Annotated in this window: 11 protein-coding genes and 2 rRNA genes; all 13 read right to left on the bottom strand. The window is 30.7% G+C overall.

The features are described 5' to 3' along the window. Window positions 1–2 precede the first annotated feature (2 nt). The 13 genes from LQ356_RS02900 to gpmI all read right to left on the bottom strand — a co-directional run bounded on the left by LQ356_RS02900 (window position 3) and on the right by gpmI (window position 18,589). Window positions 3–3,596: a DNA-directed RNA polymerase subunit beta gene (locus LQ356_RS02900; protein ID WP_405311389.1), complete on the bottom strand. Its 3,594-nt coding sequence runs from the start codon at window positions 3,594–3,596 to the stop codon at window positions 3–5. A gap of 131 nt (window positions 3,597–3,727) precedes the next feature. Continuing rightward, window positions 3,728–4,096 carry a 50S ribosomal protein L7/L12 gene (gene rplL / locus LQ356_RS02905; RefSeq protein ID WP_405311390.1) on the bottom strand — a complete coding sequence of 123 codons (369 nt, stop codon included), beginning with the start codon at window positions 4,094–4,096 and terminating at the stop codon, window positions 3,728–3,730. A 29-nt stretch (window positions 4,097–4,125) separates the two neighbouring features. After that, a complete protein-coding gene (gene rplJ, locus LQ356_RS02910) occupies window positions 4,126–4,626 on the bottom strand; it encodes a 50S ribosomal protein L10 (protein WP_405311391.1) in 501 nt (166 codons plus the stop codon). A 223-nt stretch (window positions 4,627–4,849) separates the two neighbouring features. Then, window positions 4,850–7,749, bottom strand: a 23S ribosomal RNA gene (locus tag LQ356_RS02915). A 212-nt stretch (window positions 7,750–7,961) separates the two neighbouring features. Beyond that, window positions 7,962–9,478, bottom strand: a 16S ribosomal RNA gene (locus LQ356_RS02920). The 16S and 23S rRNA genes sit together here, the layout of an rRNA operon. Before the next feature lie 437 nt (window positions 9,479–9,915). Next, window positions 9,916–10,392, bottom strand: a complete 477-nt coding sequence (gene greA, locus LQ356_RS02925) for a transcription elongation factor GreA (RefSeq protein WP_405311393.1) — start codon at window positions 10,390–10,392, stop codon at window positions 9,916–9,918. After that, window positions 10,392–11,162: a BC85_0335 family putative methyltransferase gene (locus LQ356_RS02930; RefSeq protein ID WP_405311394.1), complete on the bottom strand. Its 771-nt coding sequence runs from the start codon at window positions 11,160–11,162 to the stop codon at window positions 10,392–10,394. The genes greA and LQ356_RS02930 overlap by 1 nt, the downstream gene beginning before the upstream one ends. Further along, the gene (locus tag LQ356_RS02935; RefSeq protein ID WP_405311396.1) at window positions 11,152–11,505 is read right to left on the bottom strand and encodes a hypothetical protein; all 354 of its coding nucleotides are present in this window, start codon (window positions 11,503–11,505) and stop codon (window positions 11,152–11,154) included. The genes LQ356_RS02930 and LQ356_RS02935 overlap by 11 nt, the downstream gene beginning before the upstream one ends. Then, window positions 11,495–11,929, bottom strand: a complete 435-nt coding sequence (gene ruvX / locus LQ356_RS02940; protein WP_405311397.1) for a Holliday junction resolvase RuvX — start codon at window positions 11,927–11,929, stop codon at window positions 11,495–11,497. Before ruvX ends, LQ356_RS02935 begins: the two co-directional genes overlap by 11 nt. Further along, window positions 11,922–14,591, bottom strand: coding sequence for an alanine--tRNA ligase (gene alaS / locus LQ356_RS02945; RefSeq protein ID WP_405311399.1), 2,670 nt, complete (start codon window positions 14,589–14,591; stop codon window positions 11,922–11,924). The genes ruvX and alaS overlap by 8 nt, the downstream gene beginning before the upstream one ends. A gap of 98 nt (window positions 14,592–14,689) precedes the next feature. Then, complete coding sequence (locus LQ356_RS02950) at window positions 14,690–16,279, bottom strand: MATE family efflux transporter (RefSeq protein WP_405311400.1); 1,590 nt, start codon at window positions 16,277–16,279, stop codon at window positions 14,690–14,692. Window positions 16,280–16,298: 19 nt separating this feature from the next. Next, on the bottom strand, window positions 16,299–17,069 hold the full coding sequence (locus LQ356_RS02955) for a DUF2779 domain-containing protein (RefSeq protein ID WP_405311401.1): 771 nt from the start codon (window positions 17,067–17,069) through the stop codon (window positions 16,299–16,301). Between the two features lie 14 nt (window positions 17,070–17,083). Then, complete coding sequence (gene gpmI / locus LQ356_RS02960; protein ID WP_405311402.1) at window positions 17,084–18,589, bottom strand: 2,3-bisphosphoglycerate-independent phosphoglycerate mutase; 1,506 nt, start codon at window positions 18,587–18,589, stop codon at window positions 17,084–17,086. Window positions 18,590–18,744: the final 155 nt, after the last annotated feature.

Consider the following 18,744-nt stretch of genomic DNA (forward strand, 5'->3'; position numbering starts at 1 on the left):
TATTATTCCCCACTTCCTTCAATTTCTTGATAGTATTTAGTATCAACACGATTGTCGATTTCATCATATTCACCATTTTCATTTTTTTCATGCGCTTCTAATTTAATGGAAAGTCCTCTTAATTCATAAGCTAATACATTAAATGATTCAGGCATACCTGGTTTTGGAAGTTTTGTTCCCTTAGCTAAAGCATTATATAGTAAGTTTCTTCCAACAATGTTATCCGATTTATATGTAAGTAATTCTTGTAAAACGTTACTTGCACCATATGATTCAATAGCTCAAGTTTCCATTTCACCAAATCTTTGTCCACCATTTTGTGATTTACCACCTAATGGTTGTTGAGTAATTAATGAATATGGTCCAACTGAACGAGCATGCATTTTATCATCAACCATATGATAAAGTTTTAACATATACATAATTCCAACTGAAATAGGGTGATCAAATTTTTCACCAGTTTGACCACTATATACTACAGATTTACCGCTAGGATCAATTTTTGCTTCTTGAAGAATTTCCTTAATTTGATTATGAGTAATTCCATCAAATACTGGGGTTACAAATTTAACGCCTAGTTTTTTAGCAGCAAGTCCTAAATGTAATTCAAGCACTTGACCAATATTCATACGTGAAGGTACACCTTGTGGGTTTAAAACCATATCAAGTGGAGTTCCGTCTTCAAGATATGGCATGTCTTCAACTGGTAAAACAATTGAAACAACACCTTTATTACCATGACGGCCAGCCATTTTATCGCCAACTTTAATTTTACGTTTTTGAGCAATAGATACTTTAACAATTTTTTCAATACCATCTTCTAATTGATCGCCTTGTTCACGACTTAATACTTCAACAGCAACAACAGTTCCATTATGACCATGCTTTACTTTTAAAGAAGTATCTTTGCTTGAAGATGATTTTTGGCCAAATATAGCAGCCATAAGTTTTTCTTCAGGTGTTGGGTTTTCTTCACCTTTTGGTGAAGTTCTTCCTACTAAAATATCACCTGCTGCAACTTCTGATCCAATTCTTACAATACCATTTTCATTTAAAAATCTTTTTGAAAAATTAGATGCATTAGGAATATTAGCAGTTAATTCATCATCACCAGCTTTTGAATGTCTAAATTGAATTGTTTGTTCTTCAATATGAATTGATGTATAAACATCATCTTTAACTAGTCTTTCTGACAAAATAACAGCATCTTCATAGTTATAACCGTTTCAAGTTGAAAATCCGACAAGAATATTTTTTCCTAGTGCAAGTTCACCATTATTCATTGAAGGACCATCAACTAATAAATCGCCCTTTTTAATTTCATCACCAATATTAACTAATGGTTTTTGATGAATTAAAGTCCCTTGATTTGACCGTTCAAATGTTCTTAAATTATATGTTTCAACTTTTTTTCCTGTTAGAGGCATCACTTTAATTTGGTTTGCATCGACATAAGTAACAGTTCCATCAATATTTGAACGAATATTAGTTGAGGAATATTTAGCAATATCAGCTTCAACACCGGTTGCAACTAAAGGTGCTTCGGTTTTAATAACAGGAACTGCTTGACGTTGCATATTTGAACCCATTAATGCACGGTTGGCATCATCGTTTTCTAAAAATGGAATTGCTGAAGCGGCAATAGAAGTCATTTGACGGTTTGAAACACCAATATAATCAACTTCTGAAGCTAATACTTCAACATATTCATTATCACGTCTAGCCATTACATATTCATCAATAATTTCATCATTAACTATTTTAACGGTTGATTGAGTTATTGTGGCACCCATTTCTTCAATTGCAGTTAAATATATAGGAGTTGAAAAATCAACTTTTTTGTTTTTAACTTTAAAATATGGAGTTTGAATGAACCCATATTGGTCAATTTTAGCAAAAGATGCTAAATTTAGGATAAGTCCAATGTTTGGTCCTTCAGGAGTTTCAATAGGACATATTCTTCCATAATGAGTAGGATGAACGTCACGAACTTCAAATTGAGCAGTATCCCGATTTAAACCACGTGGTCCAAGTGATGTAATTCTTCTCTTGTTTGATATTTCAGCTAAAGGATTGCATTGATCCATAAATTGTGATAATTTTGATGTATTAAAAAATGATTTAAATTGATTGAATATTGGTTTATTATTAGTTACATTTTTAGGTGTAATTTTATCAATTTCTTTAGCAGCAATTCTTTCACGAGTATTTTTTTCAAGTTTTAAAAGTCCTACTTTAAATTGATTTTGTAATAGTTCTCCAATTGTAACAATTCTTTTGTTTATTAAAGAGTCAGGGTCATCATCAACTCCGACTTTTTCTAATAAGTTAAAGTAATATGATATTGTTGCAACAATATCAGGAATTAATAAAAAGTTTTCTGTAGATGTTGGATCATTTCCCAATACTAAAACTTTATGATCATTATTCATATCATTTTCGGTTGGGTATATTCAAATTGCAGGAACAAATAATCTCGTACCTAATTTTTCATTGCCTTCAACTTCTAATTGATTTCCATATACTGATGGATCAATATCTGGTAATCTTCACATTGGAATAATACCACTTTTGATTTCTTCATGAATTTTCTTAGCTATGTCTAAAGTAATAAAAGTATTTTTCTCGTATAAAATTTCACCACGAGATGAACGAATATCATCAGCTAAATATGAGTTTAAAATCCTTTCAATAACATTCAATTTACGGTTAAGAGTAAAACGTCCTGTTTGAGTTAAGTTATATCTTTTTTCGTTAAATAATGTTAAAGGAATTAAATTTCTAACTCCTTCAGGTGTCATTCGATCGCCTTTTCTAATTAAACGATAAATTGCTTCCTGAGCTTCTTTAGTTATTTCTTCAGTATTTTCACTATAAATTTTATCTTTTTTAAATGTTTCCTTTAGTTCTTCAGGTCTTCCAAACATTTCATAAATTCCTGTTTTTGTAAAGCCCAAAGCTTTTAAGAAAATAGTTAGATAAAATGATTTGTTTTTGTCAATAGTTATTTTTACTGAATCATGTGTTGATGATGTTACTTTATGATAAATTTCAACTCATGAACCTAATTGAGGGATAATTTCAACTTTATTAAACAAGTCATTTGCTTGTTTATTTCTAACACCAACTCCAAAATATACACCTGTTGATCTAATTAATTGTGAAACGATAACTTTTTCAGATCCGTTTATTACAAAAGATCCACCATATGTCATAATGGGAATTTCTGCAAACACAACTTCATCTTCATGAACTTCACCAGTGTTGATATTTGTTTGTCTTAATTTTGCTTTTAATTTTCCTACATAACTTGAACCTTTTTGTTTAGCTTCTTTAATGCATTCAAATTCAGTTTTTTTAGGAATATCAAAATGTGCAGTATTATGTAAATAATCAATTCTAACTTTATTATTTACTTCAATTGGATAAATACTTCTAAGTTCTAATTCAATATCTTTCTTAAGAAATTTTTCAACAGATATTCTTTGCATTTCTAAAAAATCTGGTGTTTCAAATTTCTTTTGAGAAATTGAATAATCACGCCTTTCAGTAATTGGACCAAATTTTCTTACTTCATATTTTGATTTTTGTACCATATATGTACCTCATTTATTTTTATGATTTTTTATTCAGTTTTTAAAAAAGGTGATATACATATGCATGCATATGTACGCATTAATAAAAAACAAAAACCGGCTTTAATTTTTAAAGCCTGTTAAAATGTAAATTATTCAAGTGTTACTTCTGCTTTAGCTTCAACTAATTTAGCTTTAATAGCTTCAGCTTCTTCTTTTTTAACATTTTCTTTTAATAGAGATGGAGCTGATTCAACAAGTTTTTTAGCTTCCATTAAGCCTAAACCTAATAAATCTTTAACAGCTTTAATAACACCAAGTTTATTTCCACCATCTGATTTAAGCATAATATTAAATGTTGATTTTTCTTCAGCTGCAGGAGCTTGTGCTGCAGGAGCTGCTGCTACTGCTGTTGGATCTATTCCAAATTCTTCTTTTAATCCATTAACAAGTTCCATAACTTCTTTAATATTCATTTCTTTTAATGCAGCAATAAAATCTGCTTTTGTTAATTTTGCCATAATATTCTCCTTATGTTTATGTATTTTTATTATTCTGATTTAATTTTTCCTTGCTCAACTAACATATTTAAACCAATTGTTAAACTTCTAATTGGGCTAATAAGTGATGAACCAAGAATCATAAGTGATTCTTCATATGAAGGAAGTTTTGCAATTTCTTCAAGTGATTTTGAACAAACTACTTTATTTTCATAAATTCCAGCAACTAATTTTATTGCAGGGAATTCTTTTTGAAAGTTAACTAATGTTTTAGCTGCAACTAAATCATCTTGTTTTGCAAATGCAAATATATTTTGACCAACTAAATATTTGTTTAAGTCATCAAATTTTAAAGCAGATGCTGCATGTTTAAATAATCTATTTTTATACATTTTAAACACAACACCTTTAGTAGCTAATTCTTGTCTAATTTTTTGTAAATTAACAACAGTTAAAGATTGACAGTTAACTACTACTAATGCTTTAGATTCTTTAAGATGATTTGTAATTTCTTTAACAACTAAATTTTTAGCTTCTCTTAAAGCACTCATGCGACCTCCTATATTATTTTCAATAAAATGCAACAAATAAAAAAAGTATACATACTCGGTAACAAATTAAGCATTTACGTGCAGTTACTATCTTCATATATTGCGTTGCAATTATAACATATATATATAAAAATAAATAAAAAAACTTCTATAAAGAAGTTTAGTTATATTGTTCTCTGAAAACTGAATTAGACTAGTTAATTTAAATTACTTCTATAGAATCACTATTAAATCTCTCAATTTATTAGTACCAGTCAGCTGAATGCATTACTGCACTTACACCTCTGGCCTATCGACCTCATAGTCTATAAGGAATTTAATGGGAATATTAATCTTTGAGGAGGCTTCCCGCTTAGATGCCTTCAGCGGTTATCCGTGCCAAACTTGGCTACCCAGCTATGCTCTTGGCAGAACAACTGGAACACCATCGGTTTGTCCATCCTGGTCCTCTCGTACTAAGGACAGCTCTCATCAATATTCCAACGCCCACATCAGATAGGAACCAAACTGTCTCACGACGTTTTGAACCCAGCTCGCGTACCGCTTTAATCGCCGAACAGGCGAACCCTTGGAACCGACTCCAGCTCCAGGATGCGATGAGCCGACATCGAGGTGCCAAACCTTCCCGTCGATGTGATCTCTTGGGAAAGATAAGCCTGTTATCCCCGGGGTAGCTTTTATCCGTTGAGCGACGGCCTTTCCACGAAGAACCGCCGGATCACTAAGTCCTGCTTTCGCACCTGCTCGACTTGTAAGTCTCACAGTCAATCACACTTCTACCTTTATGCTCTTAAATACGGTTTCTGACCGTACTGAGTGTAACTTTGAACGCCTCCGTTACCTTTTGGGAGGCGACCGCCCCAGTCAAACTACCCACCACACACTGTCCTCTTACCAGATGATGGTAACAAGTTAGAAGTTCAAAGTAACAAGGGTGGTATTTCAACGATGACTCCACAAGAACTAGCGTCCTTGCTTCAAAGTCTCCCACCTATCCTACACAAGTTAATTCAAACTCCAATATGAAGTTATAGTAAAGCTCCACGGGGTCTTTTCGTCTAGATGCGGGTATGCGGCGTCTTCGCCGCAACCATAATTTCACCGAGTCCAATGTCGAGACAGTTAAGAGATAATTACTCCTTTCGTGCAGGTCAGTATTTAGCCGACAAGGAATTTCGCTACCTTAGGACCGTTATAGTTACGGCCGCCGTTCACCCGGGCTTCACATCAATGCTTCGCATACGCTAACACCTTTGCTTAACCTTCGGGCACTGGGCAGGAGTCACCCCATATACATCGTCTTACGACTTAGCATAGAGCTGTGTTTTTGATAAACAGTTCCCCCTTACTATTCACTGCGGCCCATATGTTACTATGGGCATCCCTTCTTGCGAACTTACGGGATGAATTTGCAGAGTTCCTTGACATTGGTTTTCTCGCTCGCCTTAGAATACTCATCTTGGGGACGTGTGTCCGTTCTCGGTACGGGTTTCACAGAATTTATAGCTAGAAGCTTTTTTAAGAGGTATGAAATCATTTAATTCGCTACTTGGTTGCCCTTTCACTATGCATCGTATGTTCCGGTTAATGTGATGCGGATTTGCCAACATCACCCAGTCTTTACTTACCCCACAATCCAATAAGTGGTAAAACTATCCTCCCCCGTCACTCCATCACATTCAAGAAAGTACAGGAATATTAACCTGTTGTCCATCGGCTACGCCTTTCGGCCTCGTCTTAGGACCCGACTAACCCTGGGTGGACGAACCTTGCCCAGGAAACCTTCCCCAATAGGCGTCAAAGATTCTCACTTTGAATCGTTACTCATACCGGCATTCTCACTTCTAAGCGCTCCACTAGTCTTTACAGTCTAGCTTCAATGCCCTTAGAACGCTCCTCTAACGCATTTACATGCCCGTAGCTTCGGTATTGTGTTTTAGTCCCGTTGAATTATCGGCACAAAGTCTCTCGACTAGTGAGCTATTACGCACTCTTTAAACGGTGGCTGCTTCTGAGCCAACATCCTAGCTGTTTAAGAAACTTCACAACCTTTCTCACTTAACACAATTTTGGGACCTTAGCTGACGATCTGGGTTGTTTCCCTCGCGTGCATCGACGTTATCACCGATGTACCGACTGCATAATAGTACATGATAGTATTCGGAGTTTGATTATAGTCAGTACGGCTAGGCGCCGCCATTCCATATTCAGTGCTCTACCCCCATCACTTAACATTACACGCTAGCCCTAAAGCTATTTCGAGGAGAACCAGCTATCTCCAAGTTCGATTGGAATTTCACCCCTACCCACAAGTCATCCGGGCACTTTTTAGCGTACTACGGTTCGGTCCTCCACTTAGTGTTACCTAAGTTTCAACCTGCTCATGGGTAGATCACCTGGTTTCGGGTCTATATCAACATACTAAAGCGCCCTATTAAGACTCGATTTCTCTACGGCTTCGCTTTAATCCACTTAACCTCGCATGTTGACATAACTCGCCGGTCCATTCTGCAAGATGTACGCCATCACCCATTAACGGGCTCTGACTAATTGTAAGTAATTGGTTTCAGAATCTATTTCACTCCCCTCCCGGGGTTCTTTTCACCTTTCCCTCACGGTACTTGTTCACTATCGGTGTCTAGTTAGTATTTAGCCTTACCGGGTGGTCCCGGCAGATTCAGACAGGGTTTCACGTGCCCCGCCCTACTCAGGATACTACTAAAAGTTTTACACATTTCACTTACGGGAATTTCACCCTCTATGTTTAAGCATTCCAACTTATTCTGCTATATGTAAATTTTGTAACTTTATATAAGTAGTCCTACAACCCTAGCAACAAATGCTAGTTTGGGCTTTTCCCCGTTCGCTCGCCACTACTTAGGGAATCATTCTTTATTTTCTTTTCCTGTTGTTACTGAGATGTTTCAATTCACAACGTGTCTCTTCATTCAGCTATGTATTCACTGACTATGATAATTGAGGATTAGCTCAATTAGGTTTCCCCATTCGGAAATCCCCGTCTCAATGTTTATTTCCAACTAAACGAGGCTTATCGCAGGTAATCACGTCCTTCTTCGACTTCTAGACCCAAGGCATCCACCAAAAACTCTTGCTTATTTAATAGTTAAATATGTATGACCTATTGTTGTCGTATATATGTTTTAGAATATTCTATAGGTTGATCTAAACTTTGAAATATTAATTTGATAATTTTTCAATGTCTAATTCAGTTTTCAAAGAACAAAAAGAGAGAATAATTCTCTCAAAACTGGATACGAACATAATTCCATTAACTTTAGTCATGAAGTATGGATAACTTCAATTGTACTCCGTAGAAAGGAGGTGATCCATCCCCACGTTCTCGTAGGGATACCTTGTTACGACTTCACCCCAGTCACCAGTCCTACCTTAGGCAGTCGCCTCCGAGGTTAGCAAACCGACTTTGGGTATTACCAGCTCCCATGGTGTGACGGGCGGTGTGTACAAGACCCGAGAACGTATTCACCGCAGCATAGCTGATCTGCGATTACTAGCGATTCCGACTTCATGAAGTCGAATTGCAGACTTCAATCCGAACTGAGATCGGCTTTTTGAGATTTGCTCCACGTCACCGTATTGCGTCTCTTTGTACCGACCATTGTAGCACGTGTGTTGCCCCACTCGTAAGAGGCATGATGATTTGACGTCATCCCCACCTTCCTCCCAGTTACCCAGGCAGTATCTCTAGAGTCCTCGACATGACTCGTTAGTAACTAAAGATAGGGGTTGCGCTCGTTGCAGGACTTGACCAAACATCTCACGACACGAGCTGACGACAACCATGCACCATCTGTCACTCTGTTAACCTCCACTATATCTCTATAGCTTTGCAAAGGATGTCAAGAGTGGGTAAGGTTCTCCGCGTATCTTCAAATTAAACCACATGCTCCACCGCTTGTGCGGGTCCCCGTCAATTCCTTTAAGTTTCACTCTTGCGAGCATACTACTCAGGCGGATCATTTAATGCGTTAGCTGCGTCAGTGGCTCCCACCGACTAATGATCATCGTTTACGGCGTGGACTACCAGGGTATCTAATCCTGTTTGCTCCCCACGCTTTCGTCCCTCAGCGTCAGTATAGACCCAGTAAGCTGCCTTCGCCTTTGGTGTTCTTCCATATATCTACGCATTTCACCGCTTCACATGGAATTCCGCTTACCTCTATCCAACTCTAGTTTACCAGTATCCAAAGCGAGCCAGGGTTGAGCCCTGGGATTTGACTCCAGACTTAATAAACAGCCTACGAACGCTTTACGCCCAATAATTCCGGATAACGCTTGCGACCTATGTATTACCGCGGCTGCTGGCACATAGTTAGCCATCGCTTTCTAACAAGGTACCGTCAGCTTAGTTGCATTTCCTCAACTAAGTGTTCTTCCCTTGCAACAGCACTTTACAACCCGAGGGCCTTCATCGTGCACGCTGTGTCGCTCCATCAAGCTTTCGCTCATTGTGGAATATTCCCTACTGCTGCCTCCCGTAGGAGTTTGGGCCGTATCTCAGTCCCAATGTGGCCGTTCAGTCTCTCGACCCGGCTAAACATCATAGCCTTGGTGGGCCATTACCTCACCAACTAGCTAATGTTCCGCACCCTCATCTTTTAGTGAAGCAAAAGCTCCTTTCACAACGAAATCATGCGATTTCATGCGTATCCGGCATTAACCAATGTTTCCATTAGGTATTCCAATCTAAAAGGTAGATTAAGCACGTGTTACTCACCCATTCGCCGCTAAAGTATTGCTACTTCCGCTCGACATGCATGTATTAGGCACACAGCCAGCGTTCATCCTGAGCCAGGATCAAACTCTTAAAATTTGTCTTGTTAAATTATTTTTTATAAATTGACGTTAATGGTATTCGTACCCAGTTTTCAAAGAACTATTACTGCTTGAAATTACATAAATTTAAAAAACAAGCATTTGTTATTATACACATTTTAAAAATTATTTAGAAAAATTTATTTTTATTTTTTTAACATTAATATTTAACATTCAAAATAACAAAATTCGTTTCTTTTATAATTCTAAATTTATTGAAAATAACATGATTATTTTAATACAAAAAAACTATTTGTTTTTATTTTTGTAAATTATTTTTTATTAAAAAAAATTTTTGAAGAAAAAAATGCTAAATCATTATTATTTATTTATATATTTATATATAAATAGTAAAAAAGAATAAAAAATTCAATCATACTTCTACAATTGAATATTTACAATATTATTTATATATTTTAGTTATTTTTATTTAAATTATTTAATTGATAAAATTTTTACTTTATATTTTTTAGGAGCTTCTACTTCAATAATTGAGTTAACTTCTTTGTCTAATAAAGCTTTAGCTAAAGCAGATGTATTAGAAATTTTCCCTGAAAATGGATCTGCGTCCAATGAACCTACAATAGTAACTTCTTGAATATTATCATTTGTTAATGAAATTATTTGTACTTTAGATCCAATTTTAACAACATTAGTATTTGTTGATTTAATTATTTCATAATTATCTAAAATATGTTGAATTTCATTAATTTCATTTTCAATAGCTGCTTGTTTGTCTCTAGCTGAATCATATTCAGCATTTTCAGATAAATCTCCTTGACCTCTTGCTTCTTTAATTTCTTCAATCACTTGAGGACGAGCTACTTCTTGCAAAAATTTTAGTCTATCTTTATATTGTTGAAAACTTTCTTTTGTTAAATATATTTTTTCCTTTGATGATTTTAAAGCCATTACAATCCTTCTTCTTTGTTGTTAATAAATTTAGATTTTAAATTCTCTTTTGCTAAAAGTATAACATTTTTATTATCAAAATTTATTGTTTCATACTTGATATTATTGTTTTTTAAATATTCTTTTTCATTAATTATGTCTTTTAAATTTTGATAAGAAATAATTAACATTTTTTTATCATTTAAAGATGAAACATATTTTTCTAGTGTTTCTTTAAAACTTAATGCTTGATTCATTATTATATAAATATCATAATCAAACATTTTTTTAGAATCTAAAGTGTTTTTGTTTAATAATTCATATGAACTTAAATTATTAATTTTTTCTAGATTTTCAGATTTAATTTGCATATATTTAGGTTCAAATTTATTTGAAGGTTCTAAAAATGTTTTTGATGATATACATAAATTTGCACAAGAAATTGCCAAATAATCGTCATCGTCATTAATATATATATTTTTATAATCATTTAAATATATTGTATTGACTAAAAAAGCAACTAAAAAATCAGATGAATAATCATTATAAAATTTTTTAATACCATCCAAAATTATTCCATAATTAGGATTTTTAATTTTAAGTTTTTCAATTTCAATTTCTTCGTCAGGGCTTATATATTTATTTTTTAATTTTCTTTTATAAATTAAAGTAATTATTAACCCAATAATGGCGATAAAAATTGCTATTCCTGCAGAAATAGCAAGCCCTATTCGAGCATTATTATTTAATATTTTGTTTGAAGAACTAAAAATGGATGAATTAATTTTCATTTTTCAAATCCTCTTCATGCATTTCATTGATTTGTTCATCTAAAATTTGAGCTAAACTTGTTTTATTATCAATTGCTAAAATTTGATTATTAATAATATATTCTCTTATCTCGTTAAGAAAAATATTAAATTCTTTTTCAGATGTAAGCATATATTTTATATAGTTATCTTTTGTAGATTCAACTTTTTTTAATAACCAAATAATTTCAACACCATCTGTTATCACTGCATAATTATCTTTGTTTTCTTCAAAAGTAAAAATAATATAAGCATCTGATTCAAAATCTTGAACTTGAAGAATCAATTTATTGTTGTCATTATATATATCACTTCTATTTTTCATAATATTTCCTTAAATAGTCTTCTAAAATTAATTGAGCTGCTAATGAATCTTTTTTTGTTTTTCTTCTAGTTTTTGAATAATTAGCTAATTTTAAAATTTTTTCAGCGTTAATTGTGCTTTGTCTTTCATCTTGAAAAGTTATTTTTAAATCAACTTCTCTTTGCAACATTTTTTGAAAATTTTCAACCATTATTGTTCGTTCACTTTTAGATAAATCCATTCTTAATGGATATCCTAAAATAATTTCATCAATTTCATTTTTATATTCACTATCATAAATATATCACTTAATTCTATTAATTACTTCTGAAAATTTTTTTGTTGGAAAGTTATAATTTTCCAATCCTTTTGCAATTATACAATTGAAATCTGAAATTGCAAAACCACAAGTTTTAATACCAAGATCAAGTGCAAGTTTACGCATTAGTTATTTCAATAATTTTTTGTTTCAGTTCGCTTTCTTCAAGTGAGGAATTAATTGAACCTTGGCAAATAATATTATTGCCTCCACCTTTGCCATTTAATGATTTTGACAATTTATCAAATATTTTTTTTGAATCATACAATTTAGAGGCGACAATTAAAAAATAATTATTTTTATTTTTACTTAACCCAATAATTAATGAGTCAACATATTTTTCTCTAAGTTGAACACAAACTTTTTTTAAATAAGAAGGTTCATTTTCAAATAAAATAAATAATTTTATTAAATTTTTATTTTGTTCAAATTGATACTTATCCAAATCAATTTGTTGGTTTTGTTGCTCTTTTAAAAAGGTTTTATAATCATTTCTAATTTCTTCTTCAAGTTTTTCATAATAAGTTAACATTTCTTCTTTATCAGAAATTGTCTTTAGATTTTTAAGTTTTAATTCTTTATTATATGCTTTATCAAATTCTTGGTTTTTAGCAATTAATGATTTTAGTAATTTTTGATATTTAATAATTTCATTATCTAAATATTCATTAACACTTTTATTAGAAGTTATTGCTCTTAAACGATAAATAGCGGTTCCTTTTGAATCCACAGATATAATTTTAAAATTTTCAATTAAAGAACTATTTTCAACATGGGTTCCGCCGCACAAATCTAAAGTTATATCATCAAATTTAACAACTCTTACTTTGTTTGCATCATGATATTCACTTTCTTCAATAGTCATTCAAGCACCCATTTCTTGTGCTTTTTTAATACTTGTAATAATATAATGACGCTTTGAAGCCATTGAAATATAATGGCGCATTAATTGTTCAATTTCGTAAATTTCTTGTTTTGAAGGTTTTTTATCAATTCCAAAGTCAAATGTAAAATGTTCAGGTGTAATATTAGAACCAAGTTGTTCAATTTTTTCATTTGGATATATTTTTCTTAAAGCTGAATACATTAAATGTGTTGAAGAATGTCCCCGAGCAAAGCCTTTTCTTTTTTCTTCATCAACATAACATTCTATCGGCTTTGTTGCATCAATTTTACCTTTAACTAAATGAATATGATTTCAATATTTATCTTTGAAGATATCTAATACTTCAATACGATTATTGCCTTGAACCATATAACCAAAATCATGATTTTGTCCACCACTAGTTGCATAAAAAGGTGTTTTGTCTAAAACTACATATGCATAGTCATTTTGATTATTAGTTTTAGTAATTTGCTTTTGGTCATTAAGTAAATATAAAATATTTGATTTTGATTTTAAATAATCATAACCAATAAATTCTGAAACTAAATTAGGAATTAAGGATAAAGAATTAATAACTTTAGCCATTGCTTCTTTATTAGCAATATTTTTAGAATCTTCTTGATGTTTTTTAACAAAAGAATCATATTCTTCTTCGGTTCATGATTGCTTAATTCCTTTTTCAACAATAATTTCTTTTGTTAATTCGATTGGAAATCCATAAGTATCAAACATTTTAAAAGCTGACTCAACAGTTAACATGCCAGTTTTTTTAATTTCTGATTCAATTAATTTTTCGCCTTCTTTTATTGTTTTAGCAAATAATTCTTCTTCGGTTTTAATTACTTCACTAACATGTTTTGTATCAATATCATAAATTAAGGAATCTTTTACAACTTTTGTTAGTTTATATAAAAATGATTTTTCTTTGATGCCTAAAGAAATTCCATTACGGTAAGCACGTCTAATTAAACGTCTAATAATATAACCACGACCAATATTTGAAGGTAAAACACCATCATTAATTGCATTAACAGAAGCACGAATATGGTCAGCAATTATTTTAAATGAAACGTTAATTTTCGCTTGAACTAATTCTTTTTTAAAATAATTATTTATATCATATTTATGTTTAGTTAATTTTTCAACAGCATGAATAATTGGCAAAAATAAATCAGTATCAAAATTAGTAGGAGCATCTTGCATAATTGAAGTTATTCTTTCAAGACCGGCACCTGTATCAATATTTTTAGTAACTAAATCGGTATAATTGTTTTCTCCATCATTGTTAAATTGTGAGAAAACAATATTTCAAATTTCAATGTAACGATCATTTTCAATATCATTTATTAAAAGTTCGATTCCGCGTGAATCATATTTTTTACCACGATCATAAAATATTTCAGTATCAGGTCCACATGGTCCTTGCCCCACATCTCAGAAATTTGTGTCTCTTGTTCCTTTAATTAAATGATCTTTTTCAATTCCGTTTTCGATTCAATAATTATATGTCTCTTTATCTTCTGAATAATAAGTTATATATATCTTTGATTTTTCAAATTTTAAAACATCAAAAATAAATTCATATCCAAATGCGATTGCTTCTTTTTTGAAATAGTCACCAATTGAAAAATTACCAAGCATTTCAAAAAATGTATGATGTCTTGCAGTTAAACCAACATTATCAATATCATTTGTTCTAATTGATTTTTGCGAATTTGTAATCCTTTTTGAAGGAGGAATTTTTTTACCACTAAAATAGTCTTTTAATGTTGCAACTCCTGAATTTATTCATAATAAAGATGGATCATTTACAGGAATTAAAGATTTTGAAGGAACTACTAAATGTCCTTTTGATTTAAAAAAATCTAATCATTTTTGTCGAATTTCTTTTGATGTTAACATGAATTTATACTCCAATAATAAAATGTTATTCTAATTATATATTATGTTTTTTAATCAAAAAATATAAAAATAATTTTTTATTATTTAATAATTAAACGTTAGTCGTATTTTCTGTTTTTTGAAGTTTGTGTTTCTAAAGTAATATTTTGCTTTCAATTAAATTTATAAAGAACAATTTCAAATATTATAAGTCTTACAAAGTCAAATAAATAAAACAGAAAATATGACAAAGGTAGATTAAATGTTAAAGGATAATTTTTTACAAAAACAAAACCAATTACTATTAATCAAATAAATGATAATATATTAGCAACTAGTGTTGTTATTGATGAAACCATAGGCTTACCACCCGCTCTAATTAAGGCTGCAACAGTATAAAATCAGCATCATAAAGGATTAATAACAATAAAAGTAAAACACGAATATAAAAAGTTATTTCTAAAAACAAGTTTTGCTTCATTAATTCTTGTTTGAATAAAACTTGCATTTATTTCAGGATTACTAAATTCTTTATTTATTGCATCTAAATTGTTTTTATCTTTGAAATAATTTTCAACGTTTTGTGAAATTCCGCCACTAGTTAATGATGAATAAGCAATTGAATATACAATTCCAATCATAAGTACTGAAAGTATTATTCCACAAAGCGTATGAAATCCTTTTAAGGCATATGCATGTTTTTCAGCTTCTTCATATTCATTAGTTCCCAATTTTGAAGCAACAAAATATGAAACATTGCTAGAACATGCACTTGTTACCGCAGAAGCAATTGATGATAAACTTTCAACTAAACCTAAAATTGTAATGCCACTAATTCCCATTCATTTTTTTCCAATACTATTTTCAGGAAAAGAACGTGCTCATATTAACGTTCTTATTGGTAAAGTTCCCATAGCAGTTATCATTAAAAGCATCGAAGGAATTCGTTTAAATATTTGTTTTGCAATTGGACGAGAAATATGAAATAAACCAAAAGGGTTTAAAAATATTTTACGATCTTTTGAAAATGCAAAAGAGAGGTCGCTAATTGTACAAACAAGTGTACTAATAATTGAACCTATTGCAGCATAATAAGCGGGTTTTTTAAAACCATATAGAAATATTGCGTTAATTGAAGCATTTGAAAGTAAAGATAAAATTGAACTAATTAAAGCAAAATTTGAATGTCCAACTTCATTTAGGAGCATGTTTGTATTAAACACATATGCATTTAGAACTCAAGATATTGTTATTAATAATAAATAATTATTAGCTATTTTAATAACTTCTAGGCTAATATTTTTCCCTCCTGCTGCTTTAATCATAGCAGTTGGATTAATTCAAGCGGGAAGACAAAAGAAAATAACAATAAAAAGATAAATTCAAACACGGATATTCATAACTTGACGAACTTTGTCATATTCGCCTTTACCATAATATTGACCAACAAACATAGCAACAATACCTTGAATTGCAAAAAAGATTGTAAAAATAATTCCTGTTCAGGTGTTTGCAAATGTTAACCCGTCAATTCCATATGGAATATGACTTACCATAAAATTATCAAGAAATCCATTGACACAAAATAATATTTCTCCAAATATAATTGGTAATGTTTTGATAAAATACATTTTTCAATCAAGTTTAGTTTGGGGAAATAATTTTTTTAATCAATTTTTTGCTTTTACTTTTGTGCTTACACTATTCATTATTCCTCCCTTATATAACTTAAAGTGATCAAATTTTTTCTTTTATTTCCTTAATTGTTAAATTATCGTTAATATTTAGTGATTTTAAAATTTTTAAAAATTCTTTCTTCTGGTTAACTTCTTTAATTAGAAGATCTAAATTATTCTTTTCAAGTTCAATAACATATAACATTTTATTAACATCATCCTTAGAATAATTTTTTAATTCTTTTAATAGTAATTTTTTATCCAAATCAATATAAAATTTTCGTTTTTTATCATTACTACGCAAATTAGTTAAGCTATTGGTATAAAGCCAATACCCTGCAAAAGATGCAATAGCGCCATTTTTTTCTATTAATTGTAAAAACAAAGGATATTCTTTTGATTTTTCCAGTAATATTTTCTTGATTTTTGGAAAATAATTATTAAAAAATGTTTTGCCAGTTAATTTAGATAAAGAAACAGTTTGATTAGCAATAAGTGGTTTAATTTCATTATTTGGAAATATTTTTTTAATACATTTCGTTTCCAAAACAGGATTATGGCCAACAAAAACTATATCTTTTAAGTTTAATCTACTATTAATTTTTGTAATATCAGCAATAATAAATTTCTTAAGTATTACTCAAATTGAGGATAAACTATTATGCATTGCAAAATTAATGATAAATGTTTTAGTTTCATATTGATTTTTATCACTTAAAAGTCCAATAGTGTAAGCGTAAGGTGTTCCGCTAGGTAAATTTAATAATCTAGCAAAAGGATTTGTTATTGCTTCAAAATCTATATATACTTCATTTTTTTCCATGTTATCTCATTAAATTATTTTATTAGTAATGACTTACCGGTCATTTCAATTGGTTTTTTAATGTTCATATAGTCTAAAATGGTTGGAGCAATATCTGCAAGTATACCATCGCTAACTTTAACATTTTTATCAGTAATAATTAACATCACAGGACTTGTTGTATGTTTTGTAGCAGGTTTGCCATTTTCATCCTCAGTTATTTCAGCATTACCATGATCTGCTGTTATAAATCAAGTAACATTTTGATTTTTCTCAACATAATCAATAATACGTTTAAATTGCGCATCAAGAAATTCTATTGCTTTAATTGTTGCTTTTAAATTACCTGTATGTCCTACCATATCAGGATTAGCATAATTCATAATGACAAAATCAAAATCATTAATTTTTTCTAATAATTTATTAGTTATTTCTTTTGCAGACATTTGTGGAAAATCTGCAAAAGAATTAGCCTTAATACTATCAACCAAAATTCTTTCTTCATTTTTGTAAAGAATTTCAATTCCTCCATCCATAAAAAAAGTTACATGTGCATATTTTTGGGTTTCTGCCAAACGTAATTGTTTTAAATTATTATTGGCAATCATTTCCCCAAGAGAATTATTAACTTCCATTTCTTTAAAAGCTATTAATGAATCTATTCCCTCATATTTCATTAATGAAACAAATTTAGATATTTTAACTTTTTCTTTCGGGTGGTAATCGTATAAATTTGAACCAATAAACATATGACTTAATTGTCTAGCACGATCAGGTCTAAAATTAAAAAATATAATTGAATCATTATTTTTTATAAAATTGCCATCTTTAACTTGAGCAGGAATAAAAAATTCATCATAGATTTTTTGTTCATATTGTTTTTCGATATATTCGCTAATATCACTAATTATGTTTTTTGATTTTCCTATTATTGCATCATAAGCAAGTTGATTACGTTCAAAAATCTTATCACGATCCATTGCATAAAATCTTCCTGCAATAGATGAAATTTTATAACCGTATTTATTAGTTAGTTCAATTAATGGATCTAATGAATTTTTTATAGATTGAGGTTTAACATCACGTCCATCTCCAAAAATATGAATGCTTACATTTTTAAGGCCATTAGCATGCGCCATTTTGATGATTTCAAATAAATGTTTATCGTATGAATGCACACCACCATTACTTAAAAGGCCCATTAAATGTAAAGTTGCATTATTGTCTTTAACATCATTTATTGCTTCAAGAATTGCAACATTATCTTTAAATGTGTCTTCCTCAATTGCTTTATTAATTAATGATAAACCTGTATAAACAATTCTTCCGGCACCAATATTTAAATGTCCAACTTCACTATTTCCTATTTGTCCTTTAGGTAATCCTACAAATTCACCAGATGCCTTAATAATGCTATTAGGATAATTATTAAATAAATAATCAAAAGTGGGATGATTTGCTAAAGCAAATGCATTTCCTTGCATTTCTTTTCTAAGGCCCAATCCATCAATAACAGTTAAAATAATCTTTTGTTTTTTCATAGTGTTTTCTCCAAATTAATCCAATTAAAACTAATATTTACTAGGTTAAAATTATTTATATTATATATAAAAATTGCATAAAAAAATGGGAATATAACAAAGTCAAAAAATTAATAAACAAAATTAAATTCCTATTATTCATAATTTATGGTAAT

It is taken from the genome of Metamycoplasma faucium, from assembly GCF_045160055.1.
GTDB lineage: Bacteria > Bacillota_I > Bacilli_A > Mycoplasmatales > Metamycoplasmataceae > Metamycoplasma > Metamycoplasma faucium.